Genomic DNA, 17,259 nt, shown 5'->3' with positions numbered 1-17,259 from the left:
GCTTCCCACAGGCATCGATCCGATCCTCCATCCTGTCCGTCTCCCCCGGCGCGGAGGGCCTGCCGGATGCGCTGCACACGGCAAGGATCTCGGTCACGCGTCGCGGCGATGGCGGCTACACGCTGGCCATAAGCGGACGCGGACGCGTGGACGTGACACCGCAGCAGTTGCGCTTCTCGTCGCAATTCCTGCCCATGTTCCTGAAGCGGTGGCGCAGCCTCGCGCCCGGTGGCCTGCAGGGCATGCGCTCCGGACACGAAACACTCCGATGCTGGCGGCTCGACCAGCCGACTCCGATGGAGCAAATGCGCATCCTCGATCCGGTTCCGGACCAGGCGACCATCCGCCTGGCCCACGCCCGGGCGCTCGAGCTGCTGCCGGCACTGCGCCAGACCAGGATCAGCGCGGCCTGGGCCGGCTACATCGACAGCACGCCGGACGGCGTGCCTGCCATCGGCGAGATTGATGCCGTTCCGGGTTTCTTCCTGGCTGCCGGGTTCTCGGGGCATGGCTTCGGCATCGGACCCGGCGCCGGGCACCTCGTCGCCGATCTGATGAGTGGCTCCAAACCGATTGTCGATCCGAAATCCTATGATCCTCAGCGCTTCGACACTTCGGCCTGGGGGAAGGTTGCCGATTTCTAGACTTGATACAGGCATACGTCCCAGGACGGCCCGGAATCGCATCAGCCTTCGCGCAGAAAAGCGCCAATGGGCGCGGGCCGGACAGGCGCTTGCCCACGGAACCGACCTACAGCGCCAGACGTGCAGCCGGTCTGCGCCGCGATAAGTTCGACCGCGGCCAACTGACAATAGCGCCCCTGGCATCGCCCCATGCCGACGCGCGACAGTGATTTCACCCTGTTCGCTTCGCCGCCGCCGAACTCAGTGCTCTCTCGCAAGGACGCGGCGGTCACGTTCTCACAGCGACAGACGACCGCGTCGTCGGGGAGCGCCCGCGCCATCGCCGCCGGCCAGGGAAAGGCGCGAGCCAGACCGCGGGCAAAGCGTTTGAGCCGCGCGAGCTTGCGCAGATCGGCACTGATGGAAGGCGTCGGCAATCCGAGATCGGCAAGGCACGCCGCCGCGGCAAGGCGTCCCGCGATCTCCGCGCCGTCTGCTCCCAGAAGATGAACTCCATCGCCCGCAAGATAGACTCCGTTGCCGGCGCGCCCCATCCGGTCGGTCCTCGGCAGCCATTGCCGCCACTGATCGTCATAGGTGAAAGCGCATCCCGCCAGGTCGGCCAGATGCGTCTCCGCCCGCAGGTGCCAGCCCATGCCTATCGTGTCGCATAGTGTGAGGTGTTCCCTTCCGCCGGCGTCGCGCCAGCGCATCGCCGTGACACCGTTGCCATCGGCCTCGATCCGTTCGAGCGTCACGCCCGCATGGTAGCGGCGGCCGAGCCTCGCCCGCAGGACCAGACCGCGCAGCGCGACCAACGGACGGGCGGCAAGGTCCCAGAGCCCCTGCATCTGCTGGTGCCGGGAAGAGGTATCCAGCACCGCCGCCATATCCGCTCCAGCCTTGACGAGTTGGGCGCCGACCAGCGTCAGCAAAGGCCCCGATCCGATCAGGACGCTCCGTTGGCCCAGCGCCACGCCCTGCGCCTTGAGCGCGATCTGCGCCGCGCCAAGGCTGTAGACGCCGGCACTCTGCCAGCCCGGGACCGGAGCGACACGGTCGGATGCGCCGGTCGCAAGGATCAGGCGGTCATGGAAGATCGCCTGCACGCCGCCCTCCCCCAGCACGTGCAGCCGACCTTCATGCACTGCGATGGCCGAGCTCGCCGCAAAATGGGTAAGGCGTCCCTCTTCGGCCAGCCGGTCGAAGAGCGCATGCAATGCGATCGCTTTCGCCGCCTCCGACCCGTAGAGATGCTTCGCGGTGCGGGTGAACCCGGCAGGCGGGCGGCGATAGATTTGCCCGCCCGCTTGATGCCCTTCGTCGATCACCACCGGGTGGAGCCCGGCCTCCACCAGCATGGCCGCCGCCCTTATGCCGGCTGGGCCAGCGCCCACGATCACGATCCGCGGCAAGGTCTCGCTCACGGCCAGATCTCAGGCGGCATCGTGCGCAACCGCATGCCTTCGGTGATCGGGGCCGAGCACGCCCGGATGCGTGTTCCCTCGTCCTGCCATATCAAGCAATCCTGGCAGGCTCCCATCAGGCAGAACCCGGCGCGCCACTCGGGTCCGAACTCGGATTTCCGTAGGGCGTGCCCTGATGCCAGCATGGCGGTCAGCACGGTATCGCCCGCCAATGCACTGCACATCTGCCCGTCGAGATAGAAATGCACCTCTCCCCGGTCGAACTCGGCCAACCGGACGATGCGGCCCGCCGTTATCATTCCGCCGCCTCTCGCACCGGGCCAGGACGAGGCAGTTCGGGGAACCGTTCGCAGACAGCATCAAACGCTGCCTGGACGCCCTCCGGTCCCGAGCGCCCCTTCATGCGACGGAAGATCTCCGTCTTGGTGAAGAACCGCCAGTGGATCGGCAAGTCCCTCAATATGGCGGTGAGCCGGTCATAGGCGGCCGGCGTCCACTGCGCTTCGTAGCCGTCCCGCTCCGGACCGAAATGGAAATGGCGGGCGGCCGGCACTTGCCGCTCGCGCAGCCTTTCCGTAGCCTGCTCGTCGATCTCGCCGCCGCGGATGACGACGCCATAGTCGCGTTCGGCCGCTGTCTGCGAGACATAGCCGCGCCGCACATCCTGCGCGACCCGCCATGGTTCGCGTTGATGCGGATCGCCGCGCCCGCCGCCTCCGGCGGAGCGGATCTCGAGCACGTCGCCAGGCTGCAGCACAGTGGTGTCAATGTTGCCCAGCCGCCGCTCGTGCCCGGTCGCCGGATTCACGACCATGTCTGACAGGCCGGCCGCCTTGCCGCCCAGCACGCCCCAGGGACGAAAGAAGCTGCGGTCGCGGTTGCGCGCCGTGATCCTGGAATCGGGGGCAAAGACGCGGAAGGCCATCTCGGTCGCCAATCCGCCGCGCCAACGCCCCGCCCCGCCGCTATCCCTGGCGAGTCCGTATTTCACGAATTCGACCGGGATCTCGGTCTCGGTGATCTCGATCGGCGTGTTCTTGAGATAGGCGGCATCGGCGCCCGATCCGTTGGTCCCGTCGCGATGCGGCATCGCGCCGCCGCCGCCCACCACGGGGTTCACCGCCGCGATGACGGTGCGGCTGGTGCGCTCGTCCGTGGTCATGACGTTGACGATGCAATTGTTGCCGGCAGGAGCCGCGGGCAGGCATTCCGGCACTGCTAGCGAAAAGGCGCCGAAGATGACCGACCGCAACCGGGCGCAGGTGAGCGAGCGCATGCCCACGGCAGCGGGGAATATCGGATTCAGAACCGAACCCTTGGGGGCGATGCAGGTAAACGGCCGGGTGAGGCCCGTGTTGAGCAGGATCTTCGGATTGAGCGTGTAGAGCACGTAATAGACGCCCACCAGCAGCATGGTGTGTCGCGGGTCGCCGCCCGAGGGCACGTTGAGCGAAGAGCCGAGCTGCGGATCGGAGCCGGTGAAATCGAGCACCGCCTCGTCGCCGTTGATCGTCAGCGTCAACTTCAGCCGGCAGGGATTGGCCTCCACCGAATCCTCGTCGGCATAGTCCGCGAATTCCCATCTGCCGTCGGGCATGGAGCGCAGCACGTCGCGCGCCTGCGCTTCCGCCTGGTCGAGAAGAGCTGAAACGCCTTCGATGAAGCCGGCCTTGCCGAACTTCCTCACCATTGCCTGGATCTTGCGCTCGCCGGTGTTGAGCGCGCCGACCAGCGCCTTGATGTCGCCGATGTTGAGGTCGGGCTTGCGCACATTGGTGCTCATGATCCGCAGGATCATCTCGTCGAAGACGCCCTCGTTCACCAGCTTCATGGGCGGAAAGCGGATGCCTTCCTGATGGATTTCGGTCAGCGCCCGGCTGAGAGAAGCCGGCACGGCTCCGCCCATGTCGGTGTTGTGGATGTGGCCTCCGCTCCAGGCGACGATCTCGCCATCGACGAAGACCGGCTTCCACAGATGCGTGTCCGGCGCGTGGGTGGCGACATAGCCGGAATAGGGATCGTTGGTGAAGGCAACATCCCCCGGCCGGTAGTCGTCCACCATTGCAATGGCGCGGCGATACGAAAGCCCAGGGTACCAGGTGGCGCCGAGTTCCATCGGGACGGCGAAGGTTGCCCCCGAACGGTCCATCAGCATCACGGTGAAGTCCTGCGTTTCCTTGACGAAGGCGGAGTGCGCGGTGCGGTGCAGCGTGTGGGCCATGTTCTCGGCGGCCGCGCGGGCATGGTTCGCCAGAACCTGAAGGTTTGTGCGGTCAAACAAAGGCATCACTCCGGGAAGGTGAGCAGAAGGTTCAGATGGCGGTCGACGCTTGCCTGCGCGCCCGCGGGAATAGCGAAGGTTGTGTCTTCCTGAACGACCACGGCAGGCCCTTGGAACGTGCTACCTGGCATGAGGGCTCTGCCGGTCGTGGAGATCGATGGTCTCGACACTCACGCCCGTATAGACCGGGAGGCGACGCGCCGGAATGGCCGTGGCGGCGATCACGTCGATCTCCGGGAAGGAGAGTTTCGGCCCCGCGCCTACGGCGGAGAGCCGGACATTCACAAGTTCGATCTCGCCATCCGGATCGTGAAAATCGTAGAGCCGTTGATGGGTGCGGTGGAAGGCGTCCGCGATGGCAGCGGCGTTAGCGTCCGCCAGCCATTCCGGCGACAACACAACCTCGATTTCATAGCTCTGCCCGATGTAGCGCATGTCGCAGGACAGAGTGAGTTGCGCGGCCGCGTTGTGCCCCTGCGCCACCAGCCAATCGCGGCCCTCTTGCGCCAGGGTCTCGAACGCCTCGCGGATTGTGGGGAGCGATGTGCCCGATAACTGGCTGAAGATGGTGCGAATGAAATCTCCGCGCAGATCAGCCACCAGCCCGCCAAGCGCCGACACCACGCCGGGGCGGCGGGGCGCCATGACGCGCTTCATGCCGAGTTCGCGGGCAAGGAAGGCGCCAAGCATGGGGCCGCCGCCGCCGAAGGGCATCAGCGTGAAATCGCGCAAATCGACGCCGGCGCGCGAGGCGAGTTTCTCGACATCGACGAACATTTCCGACACCGCGATGTCGAGGATCGCCTGCGCGGTCTGCTCGACTGGGCGGCCGAGCCCGGCGGCAAGCTCGCCGACAGCGCGCTGCGCCGGTCCGGTATCGATGCTGAGCTGGCCATAGGCCATCTCGCTGTGGCCGAGCCATCCGCACACCACCATGGCGTCCGTCACCGTCGCGCGCTCGCCGCCACGGCCGTAGCATGCTGGTCCTGGCGTCGAGCCGGCCGACTCCGGCCCCACCCGCAGCACACCTTGCGCATCGACACTTGCGATCGAACCGCCGCCGACGCCGATCGAGCTCACCGAGACGGAGGGGATATGGAGCGGAAATTCGCCGATCAGTTCGCCTGTGCCGAACTGCGGCTCACCGTCGATGATGAGCGCGAAGTCGGCCGAGGTGCCGCCGATGTCGAGGGTAAGGATCCTGTCTTCGCCTGCCTGACGCGCCAACCACGAGGCGCCGATGACGCCGGAAGCCGTTCCCGAAAGCAGCATGTTGACGCAGGCGTGCTTGCCTTCGGCAGAGTTCATCAGCCCGCCGTTCGATTTCGTCAGCATGGGGCGGGCCGGCACGCCTCGGTCCTTCAGCCGCTCTTCCAGCGCCGTCAGATAGCCACAGACACGCGGATGGACATAGCCGTTGAGAATGGCGGTGGAGCTGCGCTCGTATTCGCGAATGACCGGCCACACCTCGGCTGAGCAAAAGACGAAGAGCTCGGGCGCAAGATGCGCTATCGCCGCCTTCACGGAGGCTTCCTGCGCGGCGTTGCGCCAGGAATGGAGGAAGGACACGATGATCCCTTGCGCCCCGTTCGCCTTCGCCATTGCCAGCGCCCTCTCCACAGCCGCCATGTCCGGCGCCCGGGATTCACTGCCATCGGCACGCATGCGGACCGGAATGCCGAACACCATGTCGCGCGAGATCAACGGGTCCGGCCGCGAGCAGAACAGCGAATACATGTCCGGCATGCGAAGCCTTGCGAGTTCGATAACGTCCTCGAAGCCGGCATTGGTGAACAGGGCCAGCGGCGCGCCCTTGCGCTGGATGATGGTGTTGATGCCTACGGTCGTGCCATGCACGAAGCGCGTCATATGGGCAGGGTCAAAACCTTCGCGCTCGGCCAGCAAGGCGAGACCGGTCATCAGTTCGGCGCCAGGATCTTCCGGCGTCGTCAGCACCTTTAGCGATGCGAGGCGTCCGGAATTTGCTTCGAGCGCACAGAAATCGATGAATGTTCCGCCGATATCGACGCCAACCTTCCAGTCGGCTCTGTTCGGCACCTCATCTGCCGTGATGACACCATCCATGATGCGTCCCTTCCTGTCTGCCAGGCAAAACTGGCACGACCGGATGGTGCGGGTCCAAGACGTATGACAGGCAAGGATATAAGTCTTGCTTATGGCTTCGCGAGATGCTCATCCAGGACGACAGCACAGGCCGCGCGGATCTCCTCGCGCATCATCTCATCGGCGCGTGAAAGGGCCCGTGTCCGCGAGGTGAGAAGCGCGATTGGAAATTCCGGCCCTGCCTTCAGCGGCCTGACCGCAAGCCCGGCAAACTGATGCCAAGGCAGCAGCGCGTCGACCAGGGCGATGCCCATACCGGCCTGGACAAAACCAAACGCGGAGATGGATACGTCGATCTCGAGCGACAGCGAAAGCGTCACACCTTGCGCGCGGGCAGCTTGGGCCAATTCGTCGGCGGGGCGGGTGTTGCCGCGATACGATATCAACTCCTCCCCGACGAGGTCGGCGAGCATCAGCTCGGCTTTCTTTTGCAGCACGTGCCCGGCGGGTAGCAGGCATGCGAAGCCGACGCTGCCGATCATCTCCGCCTCGATATCCGGCGGAAGCCGGTCGTCCATGGCCACGCCGAGGCTGGCGTCGCCGGCTCGCAGCATGTCGACGATGGCAGCGATCGGCGCGCTATGGGCACGCAACATGATGTTGGGATGCTGGGCCCGGAATCTGGTGAACGCACGCGGCAAGATAGCCATGGCCGGCGGTGGTGAGGCGGCGACCCGCACCAGCCCTGCCCGACCCAGGCGTAGATCGGTGGTCTTGCGGCGCAAGCCTTCAAGCCCGGCCGACAACCTCTCGGCATCAGGAAAGATCTCGAGCGCCTCCGGGGTCGGTCGCAACCGGCCCTTCACCCGCTCGAACAGGGTGAAGCCGAGGTCATCCTCGGCGCGGAGCAGGATCTGGCTCAAAGCAGGCTGGGAGATGTTCAGCATCCGCGCCGCGGCGGTCACGGTGCCCGCGCGCATGACGGCGATGAACACTTCGAGCTGCCGGGCCCGCATTGCCACTCCATAGGGTAAGCTTATGGCTTCTGTCCAAACGCATCTTTGACGCAATGCCGCCGCCCGGACAAGATCGGCAAGAAATTCGGTTGCTTTTAGCAGGAGGCCGCTATGGATGTGATCGTGCTGGGCGGCGGGCTTATGGGGACGGCTTCGGCCTATTTCCTGGCCCGGCGCGGCGCGCGCGTGACGTTGATCGAGCGCAACCGGATCGGCACTGGAGCAACGGTTGCTTCCTTCGGCAACATCCGGCGTACGGGGCGTCATCTGTCCCAGCTTCCGCTGGCCCATCGCTCGCTCAGGCTGTGGGGCGAGGCCGAAAAAATGCTTGGCCGCGACGTGGAATTCCGCGCAACCGGCCATATCCGGCTGATCTTCGATGAAGATAGCCGCGCCGACATGCGGGCCTACGCCAAGGCGGCGCTGCCCTGGGGGCTTGAGCTGGAAGAGCTCAGCCCGTGCGAGATTCGCGCCCGTTTTCCCGCTCTCGGTCCTGATGCTGTTGCGGCGTCGTTCTCGCCGCAGGATGGCAGCGGCAATCCGCGGCTGATCGCACCGGCCTTTGCCGAGGCGGCCCGCAAGCTCGGCGCGGAAATCATTGAGGGAGCTGAGGTCGAGAAGATCACCCACGCGAGCTCCAGCTTCCTTGTCGCAAGTTCAAAAGGTGCATTCGCCGCCGACTGTCTGCTCAACACCGCCGGCGCCTGGGGCGCGCGCATCGCCGCGCAGTTCGGCGAAGCGGTCCCGCTCGACGCCCGCGGCCCGCAGATGGGTGTGACCGAGCCGCTGCCGCATCGGATCCTGCCGGTGGTCGGCATCTGGACGCGCAACAAGGACCATGGCGCCTATCTGCGTCAGGTCGAGCGAGGCAACATCGTCTTCGGCGGAGCGGCCGAAAGGGTAGCGGTGGACCTCGATCCAGGCCACGCGGCCGCCGACCCCATGCGCCTGCCGACGCAGCTGCGCGCCGTCGCGCGGCTGCTGCCGGCGATCGCGCAGGCTACGGCCATCCGTACCTGGTCCGGTTGCGAGGGCTATGTCAGGGACATGCTGCCGGTCATGGGACGCTCGGCGACGACGCCAGGCCTGTTCCACGCTTTCGGCTTCAGCGGACACGGCTTCCAGCTCGGTCCGGGCGTGGGCGACGCCATGGCCGAACTCATCACGACCGACCGTTGCGAAACGCCGCTCGATGATTTCAGGATCGATCGCTTTAGCCGCGCTGCTGCCTGAAGAAGCAACTGACGACATCCACGCAACGATGGCTCCTTTGGCCGCGAAAGGCGGGGGATCACTCTCGCATGCGCCTTCGGTCTCAAGCGAGCGGGCCGATCTAGGCACGAAGATTTCTCTATGATCTTGGCCACCAGCGGCCAGTCCTCGCACCGGAGGGCGTGCACGACCGAAGTCAGAACCCGCCTAATTGCACTTCGTTGCCGCCGATTACCGCATCCATTGCAGATAGATCTTTCGACGCCTGGAATGTTGAGCTACCTGTGACGGGGTGCCATCAACGAGACGGAGAAAATTGACAAACGGGCCCAAAACCATTTCACCCGAAAGGCAGAGACTTACTCGACAACACTCAATTCAAGCTCAAAGAATTAAGCGTAAGCCTCTGATTTATAATAAGTTGGTGGGCCCGGAGGGACTCGAACCCCCAACCAAGCGGTTATGAGCCGCCGGCTCTAACCATTGAGCTACGGGCCCCACGCCGGCTGGATTAATGTTTTTCCCGTCGCGGCACAAGGCTTTCCCGACGGGCTTCCGCAGATCGCCCAAATCAACCCATAATCGCGATCTACGCGACCTTTGCGACTTGATCGCGGACCAAGGAGATTTTCATGACCAGACATCTTTTGCCTCTCGCGCTCGCCGCTGCAATCGCTTTTCCGGCGATGGCTGGAGCCACCGATTTGACGCCGCCGCCCCGCATCATCGTGTCAGGCGAAGGCGAAGCAACCGTAGCCCCCGATCTGGCGGTCCTGACGCTGAGCGTCATGCGCGAGGCCAAGACCGCGCGCGCCGCGCTCGACGCCAACAATGACGCCATGGCCGCCGTAATCGCGGCGATGAAGTCGGCCGGCATCAACGACCGCGACCTGCAGACCGCGGGCATCCAGATCAACCCGCGCTACAACTACACCAACAAGCCGGATGGCAGTCAGGAAGCCGAACTCGTCGCCTATCAGGTGACCAACACGCTTTCGGTGCGGGTGCGCGATGTCGACAAGACCGGCGAGATCCTCGACAAGGCGGTGTCGCTCGGCGTCAACCAGGGCGGCGGCATCGCCTTTACCAATGACAACCCGGCGGCAACGGTCACCGAAGCGCGCAGGAAGGCGGTCGCCAACGCCATGGCCAAGGCCAAGACGCTGGCCGCGGCCGCCGGGGTCAGCCTTGGCCGGGTGATCGAGATCACCGACCAGAACATCGCGCCGGCGCCGATGCCGATCAACGCCAAGGCCTTCGACGCCGCGGCGGGTGCCGCGGCTCCCGTGCAGGCCGGCGAGAATTCCTACAATGTGCAGGTCACCGTCACCTTCGAGCTGAAGTAGCGGCCTTGACGATCCGTGACTGAGGATCCGACCAGCCAACAGCGTGCATGAAAAACCCCGCGGGATCGCTCCCGCGGGGTTTTTTCGAGCCACACCCTTAAATGGCAAGGGGCTCGGCTAGTCCGGACCGACCTTCGCAGAAGGTCGTGTCTCCCGGCTGATCCTCGCAGAGGATCATGCTGCCCGGCTGATCTTCGCAAAAGATCATGCTGCCTGGCTGATCTTCGTAGATCATGCCTCTAAGCTCCCGGGCTGATCTTTTCCGAACCGCAGGTTCGGGAAGATCATGCCCCTGCAATCAAGCCGAACCCGGCCTCAGCGATAGATAACCGGGCAGCCGCGCTCATTGGCGAATACGACCACGACACGGTCGCCGTCCTGGCGGCCCATCACCTTCACCGTACGACGGCTTACGTCGACGATGCGGGCACGGTAGAGGCCCATGCGTTCGGCCTTGTCGAGGGCGCGGTCCGGCGAACAGCCACGACGCCAGCCGCCGCGGCGTTCATCACGCCAGTCGCTACGGCGTTCATCACGGCGATGGCGATAGCCATCGTCGCCGGTATAGACGCCAAAACGCGGGTCGTTGTTGTTGCCGAAGCCGAGGTAGAGGCTGTCGGCCTGAGCGGGGATGGCCGTCAGCGCGCCGAGACCGACCAGAGCCGAAAGGGCTGCCGTCCTGATGGTGTTGAACATCGTTTTTTCTCCTTTTTTGCGGGCTTTCACCCGTCCTCGTGAACCGATGGTGGGAGAATGCACTTGCCTGTCTGAACTCTTTACGAACCTGATGTTCATCTCCGGTTCATGTGGCGGGAAAAAGGAAATTGCCCGCCATTCATCCCGTCACGCACCCCGGTGAACGCCAGGAACGCCGCCGGTTTCCGATCCGGCCGATTGGCTGAGGAGCAGGCGTCACCGGCGCGATCCCTGCGGTTGGCCGTTCCCAGCGCGAGCCCCTGGCTCGTCGTCGCGCCGCGGGCCCTACGGCTCCTCGTCGAGCATGTAATCAAAATAGTCTTCCGGCTCGGCAAGATCGGTTTCGCTCGCCTTGACCCGGCCGCGCATCGAGATGCCGGCTTCATGCACGGTCTCGGCGCTGCCCGACACCAGCCAGTGCCACCAGTAGAGGTCGCGGCCCTCGGCCACCAGCCGGTAGGCGCAGGTGCTGGGCAGCCAGCTGATGGTGCGCACATTTTGCGGCGTCAGCCCGACGCAGTCGGGAACGCGCGCCAGCCGGTTGGCGTAGTCCGAACAGCGGCAGGTCTGCGCGTCGAACAGCCGGCAGCCGACGCTGGTCCAGTAGATTTCGCCGGTGTCCTCGTCCTCGAGCTTCGACAGGCAGCATTTGCCGCAGCCGTCGCAGAGCGATTCCCACTCGCTCTGGCTCATCGCCTCCAGCGTCTTGGTTTTCCAGAATGGCGTTTCCATTGCCGGCATGTGGCCCCAGCCGCCGGCAACGTCAAGCGTGGCAACGGGCGGAATGCGGCGTTCGCCAGTCGAAAGACACGAAGTTGCCTTCAAAAGGCCGGCCAATAGCCCTGCACGGTCTCTATTCACGCCAAACCGGAACCAATTGATGCAAGATCGGTTTCGGCAAGGATGGGACCCCACAAGGAGAGTTTTCGATGAAACGCCAACCACGGATTCTGGCCGGCACCGCACTTGGCCTGCTGATGGCATCCACGCCTTTGGGCGCGTTCCCGCTTCCGGAAAGTGCCGCGTTCGGCCCTACCCAGCGCACGTCGGTCCCATTCAATTTGGCGCAAGCAGCATGCGCCGAGGGCGAATCGGCCGAAGCCTGCGCGCAGAAGCAGCAGACGGAACCGGAACAAAAGCCCGAGCGCAAGAAGGCCGAGCGCAAGAAGGCCGAGCCTGAACAGCAGGCGGCGCCGGCCCAAAGCGAGCAGCCCGCCGAGGAGCAGCAGCCACGCAGGAAGAAGCGTGATCAGCAGCAACAGACCGAGCAGGCACCGGCCGAACAGGCCGCACCCGCCGAGGAACAACTGCCGCGCAGGAAGAAGCGCGATCAGCAGCAGCAGACCGAGCAGGCGCCGGCCGAACAGGCCGCACCGGCCGAGGAACAGCAGCCGCGCAGGAAGAAGCGCGATCAGCAGCAAACCGAGCAGGCACCGGCCGAGCAGGCCGCGCCCGCCGAGGAACAGCAGCCGCGCAGGAAGAAGCGCAATCAGCAGCAGCAGACCGAGCAGGCGCCGGCCGAGCAGGCCGCACCCGCCGAGGAACAGCAGCCGCGCAGGAAGAAGCGCGATCAGCGGCAGCAGACCGAGCAGGCGCCGGCCGAACAGCCTGCCGAGCAGGCGGCCCCGGCAAACGACAACAACCCACAGCCCCTGCGCAAGAAGCACAAGCAGGACCAGCAGATTGAAGCCGCGCCCGCAGAACAGGCGCCGGCCAGGAAGCAAGCGCCCGCCGGCGAGCCGGTTCCGCAGGCCGAACCGCTTCAACCCGAGCAGCAGGCGGCGCCCGCCGAGGGCGAACAGCCTAGGGAAAAGAAGAAGCGCGGCAAGAAGCCTGTCGGCGAGCAGCCGGTGACGGGAGAACAACCGTCGACGGCCGAACAACCAGCCAATGGCCGGCAACCCGTGACCGGCGAACAGCCGGCCCAGGGCGAAAGTGCGGCCCAGGGTGAAGCCCCGGCCGACAAGAATGCAGCCCCCATCCTCGACAGCCAGAAGGATGTCCTGCGCAAGCGCAAGGGCAAGAACGGCCCGCACGGAGGCGAGAATGCGAATGGCGAGCAGGCCACCCAGCCCGCCCAGCCGACTGGCGAGCAGGCGCAGGCTCCAAAGCCTGCCCCGGTCGACCAGGGACCACCACCCACCGACGACAAGTCGGCCCAGCAGGCAATCCAGCCTGAAAAGATCGCCCCTGTGACGGAGGAAAAGGGCAAACGCGTCGAGCGTGCACCCGATGAGAACGTCCGCGACCGCCGGCGTCCGAAAGGCGTCGACGTCGTCAGGGAGTTCGGTGACCGCGTCATCCTCCAGTTCAACAACCAGACGATCGTGGAAAGCAATGACGCTCCGCGCATGCACCGCGGCGCCAGGAACGTATACTATGAGGATCTGTCGGGCGATCGCACCCGGGAAATTGTCGAGCGTGACAACGGTGTCCGGATCGTCACCATCCGCAACCGCTATGGCGACGTCATCCAGCGTTCGCGGATCGCGCCGGATGGACGCGAGTATGTGCTGAGCTATGTCGACGAGCGGCACTATGAGGATGACGGCGACTGGCGCGATCCGGGCGACGACCTGCCTCCGATGCGGCTCACCATTTCGCGCGAGGAATACATCCTGGACTCCGAGGATGTAGAGGATCCGGACGACTATTACACCTTCCTCGAACAGCCGCCGGTGGAACGGGTCCAGCGCCTCTACTCGATCGACGAGGTCAAGCGTTCGGCCCGCGTGCGCGACATCGCACGCCGCGTCGATCTCGACACACTCAACTTCGAATTCGGGTCGGCCTCTATCTCCGATACCGAAGTGCAAAAGCTTGAGGGCGTCGCCAACGCCATGGAAAAGCTGTTGAAGAAGAACCCGGCCGAGACCTTTCTGATCGAGGGCCACACCGACGCCGTCGGCACGCCGGAGGCAAACCTGGCTCTGTCCGATCGCCGCGCGGAAGCGGTGGCGGAGGCGCTGACCAACGCGTTCGGCATCCCGCCGGAAAACCTGACGACACAGGGCTATGGCGAGGAGTATCTGAAGGTCAACACGGCGGGGCCCAACCGCGAGAACCGACGCGTTGCGATCCGCCGGATCACCCCACTGGTGGCGCCTGTGGCCAGCAACAATTAGGTCATGATTTCAAGACCATGACCTGGTTTGTGGAATCGGTACGAGAAGCCATCCCCGGCCCTGCCGGGGATGGCTCGACGTGCCGGGATTCAACAAGAATTGTACTGGTACGCCGCCGGGCTCATTGAATCGAAGACGTACCTACCCCAGATTCAGAAGTGGGCGTTCCCTGGCCCGTCCCGACTCCAGCGGGACGCATTGAGCCCCGTCGGACCCTCTCCGGCGGGGCTTTTGTCTTGCCGACTGCAAACCGGAGCGACCCGACCGAAATACGGCTCTGCTGGCCGTATCACGCGGAGCTTGCTGAGTTCCAAGCCACGCCATCGCAGATCAGCTGATAGCTCCGCGCTTCCGAGTTCTCCGGCCTAGTAGATCCCTCTTATCTCCGTGCTCGAATTAGCGAACACCTCGTCCGGCACAAAAAAGTCGCCGGCCAGAGGCCCGGTCGCATCAGGTGAATAGACCGAGAAATCGCTGACGCCCTCGGCGCGCAGCACCTCTTCGTCGATGTAGAAATTGCCCGTGGTCTCGCGCGCCGGCCGCATGAAAATGGCATGCGCGGCATCGGCCATGATGTCGGGCAAACGGCTCATCGCCGCCACCGTCGCGCCGCCGAGCAGATTGCGCACCGCCGCCGTGTCGATGGTCGAGATCGGCCACAGTGAATTTATCGCAATGCCGTCCCTGGCGAATTCGGCGCTCATCCCCAGCGTGCACATCGACATGCCGAACTTGGCCATCGTGTAGGCGACGTGGTTCTTGAACCATTTGGCCTTCATGTCGAGCGGCGGCGCCAGATTCAGGATATGAGGATTGCTGGCTAACTTCAGGTGTGGAATGCACATTTTGGACACCAGGAAGGTGCCCCGCGTGTTGATCTGGTGCATCAGGTCGTAGCGTTTCATGTCGGTCTCCAGCGTGCCGGTGAGCTGGATGGCGCTGGCATTGTTGACACAGATATCGATACCGCCGAACTTTTCCACGGTTCTGGCGACCGCCTCGGCCACCTGCGCCTCTTCACGGATATCGCACAGCACAGGCAGCGCCTTGCCTCCGGCCTGCTCGATCTCTTCGGCCGCCGTATGGATCGTGCCCGGCAGCTTGGGATGCGGCTCAGCGGTCTTGGCCGCGATCGTCACATTGGCGCCGTCACGCGCGGCACGCAGCGCGATCGCCAGCCCGATACCGCGCGACCCGCCGGAGATGAACAGCGTCTTTCCCTTGAGCGACATTTTTCCTCCGCCTGCATTATCTCGTGTGCGATCCTTGCCTGTGCCACGACGGGATACAAGAGCTTAGGCGGGGAGCCATGGTGACGCTGCGGAGGGTTGGGTATATATTCCGTACAGAATGGTAGACCATCAAATGGCTTTGTCGATTAAGAATGCGGAGATCTCGCAACTGGCACGTCAACTCGCCAGCAGCCGCGGCGTGTCGGCGACCGAGGCGATCCGGCAGAACCTCGAAAACCAGATTGCTCGCGAAAGCATGGTGTCTCGGTCGGGAGAATCTGAGCTGATCGTCAAGCTTCGGGAAATTTCTGAGCGAGCAGGTCGAATACCAAAGCGCGACCACCCGAGGAGGGAAGACGAGATACTCGGTTACGACGAGTTCGGAATCCCGACCAGATAATGCATGTTCCGTCCGTAGCGCCGCGCTGCCCCTCATTGCCCTGCCGGGCATTTCTCCCCGTATGGTGACGGGGAGAAAGACGCCGTCACCACCGCTTTCGCCAATCGCCAACGTTGCAGGAAGAGCGCCGAGGTCGCGGCAAACTCCCTTCTCTCCGTCACTATACGAGGAGAAGGTGCCGGCAGGCGGATGAGGGGCAGCACTGACTTTGACGATGATCGCAAGATCTGCCTGAGACGTCGTCGCCTAAACCAGCACCAGCCCCTGCCGCATCGCGATGGCAATGGCGTCGGTGCGGTTGGCCGCACCCAGCTTGATCAGGATCGCTGCGACATGGAACTTCGCCGTGTGCACGGAAATGTTCAGCCGCCGTGCGATCACCTTGTTGGGTGCTCCCTCGGCCAGCAGCGCCAGGACTTCCGCCTCGCGCGGCGACAGTGTTGGGCGGATCGCATGCTCGTCGGAGGCTTCGTCCTCGAACGGCTCGCCGTCGCCGGCATGGAAGTCCTCAAGGCGCCCGCTTCTACCGCCGCCCGATACGCGATAGCCCGCCGCGGCCAGCCGTGCCGCCGCAGCGATCAACAAATCATCCGCGTCCGCAGGCATGACGGCCAATACCTCGCCAGCGGGTCGCCCGCCATTGGCGCGTCCCGACAGCAGCACCCGAGGCGTGGACGCCGGCACGGCGTCGCCGCTCCTGTCGTCGACGATGGCGACATCGGGTTTGCCATCACCGGCCACGACCGGCAGCAGGTCATCGCTCGCGGCAAGCGCGGCCGCCAGGCGCTCGGCGCGCGACGCGTCGCCAAGCGCAATCAGCACCACCAGCCGCCGCGAGACGGCACCGTCAGTCATGATCCGGTCGCTGGTGAGCGTATCCATCACTCCTCTCAGGAAAGCGGCTTTTCGCCGACGGTCAGCGCGACATCGCGCTGTTCGCCGCCGCGCACGACGCCAAGCGTCACCGAAGCGCCGGCGCTGTCGGGCCCGAGCCTGCGGATCAGGTCGCGCGGACCATGCACGGCCTCGCCGTTCCACGCCACGATGATGTCGCCGAGAGAGAGACCGGCGGCCTTGGCCGGGCCATCCCCGTCGAGGCTCATCACCATCGCGCCATGCGCGTCACGGTCGCGCACCGGATGCAGGCCGGCGCCGAGATAGCCGCGCGCGACATGACCCTTTTCGCGCAGGGTCGCGACCGCCCGCTCGATCGTCTCGTAAGGCATCACCAGCGCCCGGTGTCGCGGCCCGAACAAGAGCATGCCGATCAGAGCGCCCTTGGCGTCGAGCACCGGGCCGCCCTCGAAACGGCCGCCGGCGCCGACCGCAAGATTGATGCGCCGGTCGATGGTGCCTCCGCGCATCGAGCGCCAGGCCGGACCGACCTCGCCGACCGAGCCCGACACGGCCAGAGCGGAACCGTCGCTGTTGCCGATGGCGATGGCGACATTGCCCGGCCGCACCGCATCGGCCTTGGCCAACGACGCGGCGCTGACGGCGGCAGCCGGCTTCAGCAGGGCGACTCCCGTCGAAGGATCGCGGCCGACGAGTTCGGTCTTCACCGTCTCGCCGGAGGCCAGCGTCAGCTCGATCTCCTCGCCGGCCTCGACAGCCTCTTCGGCGGTGACGAAATAGCCGTCACGCCAGTGGAAGGCGCTTGCCGTGCGGTGGTGATGCGTGGCGAAACTTGCCGTAGCCGGCGCCGCCTTGGCGGCGAGATCGGCGATGGCTTCCGAAAACGCACTCAGATTGAAATCGCTCATATTGGTCTCCTGGGTTCATCCATGCCCCAGATATCGCTCGATAGCGCGCCTAGAGGTACTCGCCTGACGGCTAG

The 17,259-nt window shown here is 65.0% G+C and carries 15 protein-coding genes, 1 tRNA gene and 1 pseudogene; 5 read left to right on the top strand and 12 right to left on the bottom strand.

The features are described 5' to 3' along the window. Positions 1-644, top strand: a 644-nt coding sequence (locus tag NKH19_RS23845) for an NAD(P)/FAD-dependent oxidoreductase (RefSeq protein ID WP_352982895.1), incomplete at its 5' end; no start/stop codon positions are given. Between the two features lie 41 nt (positions 645-685). Here NKH19_RS23845 and NKH19_RS23840 read toward each other — a convergent pair. The 5 genes and pseudogenes from NKH19_RS23840 to NKH19_RS23820 form a co-directional block, all read right to left on the bottom strand. Further along, positions 686-2,050 (bottom strand): FAD/NAD(P)-dependent oxidoreductase, encoded by a 1,365-nt coding sequence (locus NKH19_RS23840; RefSeq protein ID WP_352982894.1) that lies wholly within the window; start codon positions 2,048-2,050, stop codon positions 686-688. Further along, positions 2,047-2,349 carry a (2Fe-2S)-binding protein gene (locus tag NKH19_RS23835; protein WP_352982892.1) on the bottom strand — a complete coding sequence of 101 codons (303 nt, stop codon included), beginning with the start codon at positions 2,347-2,349 and terminating at the stop codon, positions 2,047-2,049. The genes NKH19_RS23840 and NKH19_RS23835 overlap by 4 nt, the downstream gene beginning before the upstream one ends. Beyond that, positions 2,346-4,331 carry a hydantoinase B/oxoprolinase family protein gene (locus NKH19_RS23830; protein WP_352982891.1) on the bottom strand — a complete coding sequence of 662 codons (1,986 nt, stop codon included), beginning with the start codon at positions 4,329-4,331 and terminating at the stop codon, positions 2,346-2,348. Before NKH19_RS23830 ends, NKH19_RS23835 begins: the two co-directional genes overlap by 4 nt. A gap of 5 nt (positions 4,332-4,336) precedes the next feature. After that, positions 4,337-6,416, bottom strand: a pseudogene (locus tag NKH19_RS23825) (hydantoinase/oxoprolinase family protein). Between the two features lie 89 nt (positions 6,417-6,505). Further along, positions 6,506-7,411, bottom strand: coding sequence for a LysR family transcriptional regulator (locus tag NKH19_RS23820; protein WP_352863637.1), 906 nt, complete (start codon positions 7,409-7,411; stop codon positions 6,506-6,508). Positions 7,412-7,522: 111 nt separating this feature from the next. Between NKH19_RS23820 and NKH19_RS23815 the strand changes: the two genes are divergently transcribed. Further along, positions 7,523-8,644 carry an NAD(P)/FAD-dependent oxidoreductase gene (locus NKH19_RS23815; RefSeq protein WP_352863638.1) on the top strand — a complete coding sequence of 374 codons (1,122 nt, stop codon included), beginning with the start codon at positions 7,523-7,525 and terminating at the stop codon, positions 8,642-8,644. 401 nt (positions 8,645-9,045) lie between these two features. Here the strand turns inward: NKH19_RS23815 and NKH19_RS23810 are convergent. Then, positions 9,046-9,121 (bottom strand) — tRNA-Ile (locus NKH19_RS23810). Positions 9,122-9,255: 134 nt separating this feature from the next. On the opposite strand from NKH19_RS23810, the gene NKH19_RS23805 reads away from it, so the two are divergent. Further along, complete coding sequence (locus NKH19_RS23805; protein WP_352863639.1) at positions 9,256-9,969, top strand: SIMPL domain-containing protein; 714 nt, start codon at positions 9,256-9,258, stop codon at positions 9,967-9,969. A gap of 97 nt (positions 9,970-10,066) precedes the next feature. Here the strand turns inward: NKH19_RS23805 and NKH19_RS23800 are convergent, their stop codons facing one another. The 3 genes from NKH19_RS23800 to NKH19_RS23790 form a co-directional block, all read right to left on the bottom strand. Further along, on the bottom strand, positions 10,067-10,204 hold the full coding sequence (locus tag NKH19_RS23800; protein ID WP_352863641.1) for a hypothetical protein: 138 nt from the start codon (positions 10,202-10,204) through the stop codon (positions 10,067-10,069). An 80-nt stretch (positions 10,205-10,284) separates the two neighbouring features. After that, positions 10,285-10,665 (bottom strand): hypothetical protein, encoded by a 381-nt coding sequence (locus tag NKH19_RS23795; protein ID WP_352863643.1) that lies wholly within the window; start codon positions 10,663-10,665, stop codon positions 10,285-10,287. 285 nt (positions 10,666-10,950) lie between these two features. After that, positions 10,951-11,397 (bottom strand): YcgN family cysteine cluster protein, encoded by a 447-nt coding sequence (locus tag NKH19_RS23790; protein ID WP_352863966.1) that lies wholly within the window; start codon positions 11,395-11,397, stop codon positions 10,951-10,953. A 197-nt stretch (positions 11,398-11,594) separates the two neighbouring features. On the opposite strand from NKH19_RS23790, the gene NKH19_RS23785 reads away from it, so the two are divergent. After that, complete coding sequence (locus NKH19_RS23785) at positions 11,595-13,790, top strand: OmpA family protein (RefSeq protein ID WP_352863644.1); 2,196 nt, start codon at positions 11,595-11,597, stop codon at positions 13,788-13,790. A gap of 365 nt (positions 13,791-14,155) precedes the next feature. Here NKH19_RS23785 and NKH19_RS23780 read toward each other — a convergent pair whose 3' ends face one another. Next, on the bottom strand, positions 14,156-15,022 hold the full coding sequence (locus NKH19_RS23780; protein ID WP_352863645.1) for an SDR family oxidoreductase: 867 nt from the start codon (positions 15,020-15,022) through the stop codon (positions 14,156-14,158). A 133-nt stretch (positions 15,023-15,155) separates the two neighbouring features. On the opposite strand from NKH19_RS23780, the gene NKH19_RS23775 reads away from it, so the two are divergent. Then, a complete protein-coding gene (locus NKH19_RS23775; RefSeq protein ID WP_352863647.1) occupies positions 15,156-15,422 on the top strand; it encodes a type II toxin-antitoxin system VapB family antitoxin in 267 nt (88 codons plus the stop codon). Positions 15,423-15,668: 246 nt separating this feature from the next. Here the strand turns inward: NKH19_RS23775 and NKH19_RS23770 are convergent, their stop codons facing one another. Together NKH19_RS23770 and NKH19_RS23765 are read right to left on the bottom strand one after the other, a co-directional pair. Continuing rightward, the gene (locus NKH19_RS23770; RefSeq protein ID WP_352863648.1) at positions 15,669-16,304 is read right to left on the bottom strand and encodes a helix-turn-helix transcriptional regulator; all 636 of its coding nucleotides are present in this window, start codon (positions 16,302-16,304) and stop codon (positions 15,669-15,671) included. Positions 16,305-16,312: 8 nt separating this feature from the next. Further along, positions 16,313-17,185, bottom strand: a complete 873-nt coding sequence (locus tag NKH19_RS23765; protein ID WP_352863650.1) for a S1C family serine protease — start codon at positions 17,183-17,185, stop codon at positions 16,313-16,315. Between the last annotated feature and the right edge of the window lie 74 nt (positions 17,186-17,259).

The organism is Mesorhizobium sp. M1338, assembly GCF_040318045.1.
Taxonomy (GTDB): Bacteria; Pseudomonadota; Alphaproteobacteria; order Rhizobiales; family Rhizobiaceae; genus Mesorhizobium.
Note: the sequence above shows the minus strand (reverse complement) of the source record. Positions and strands in the feature narration are given on the sequence as shown.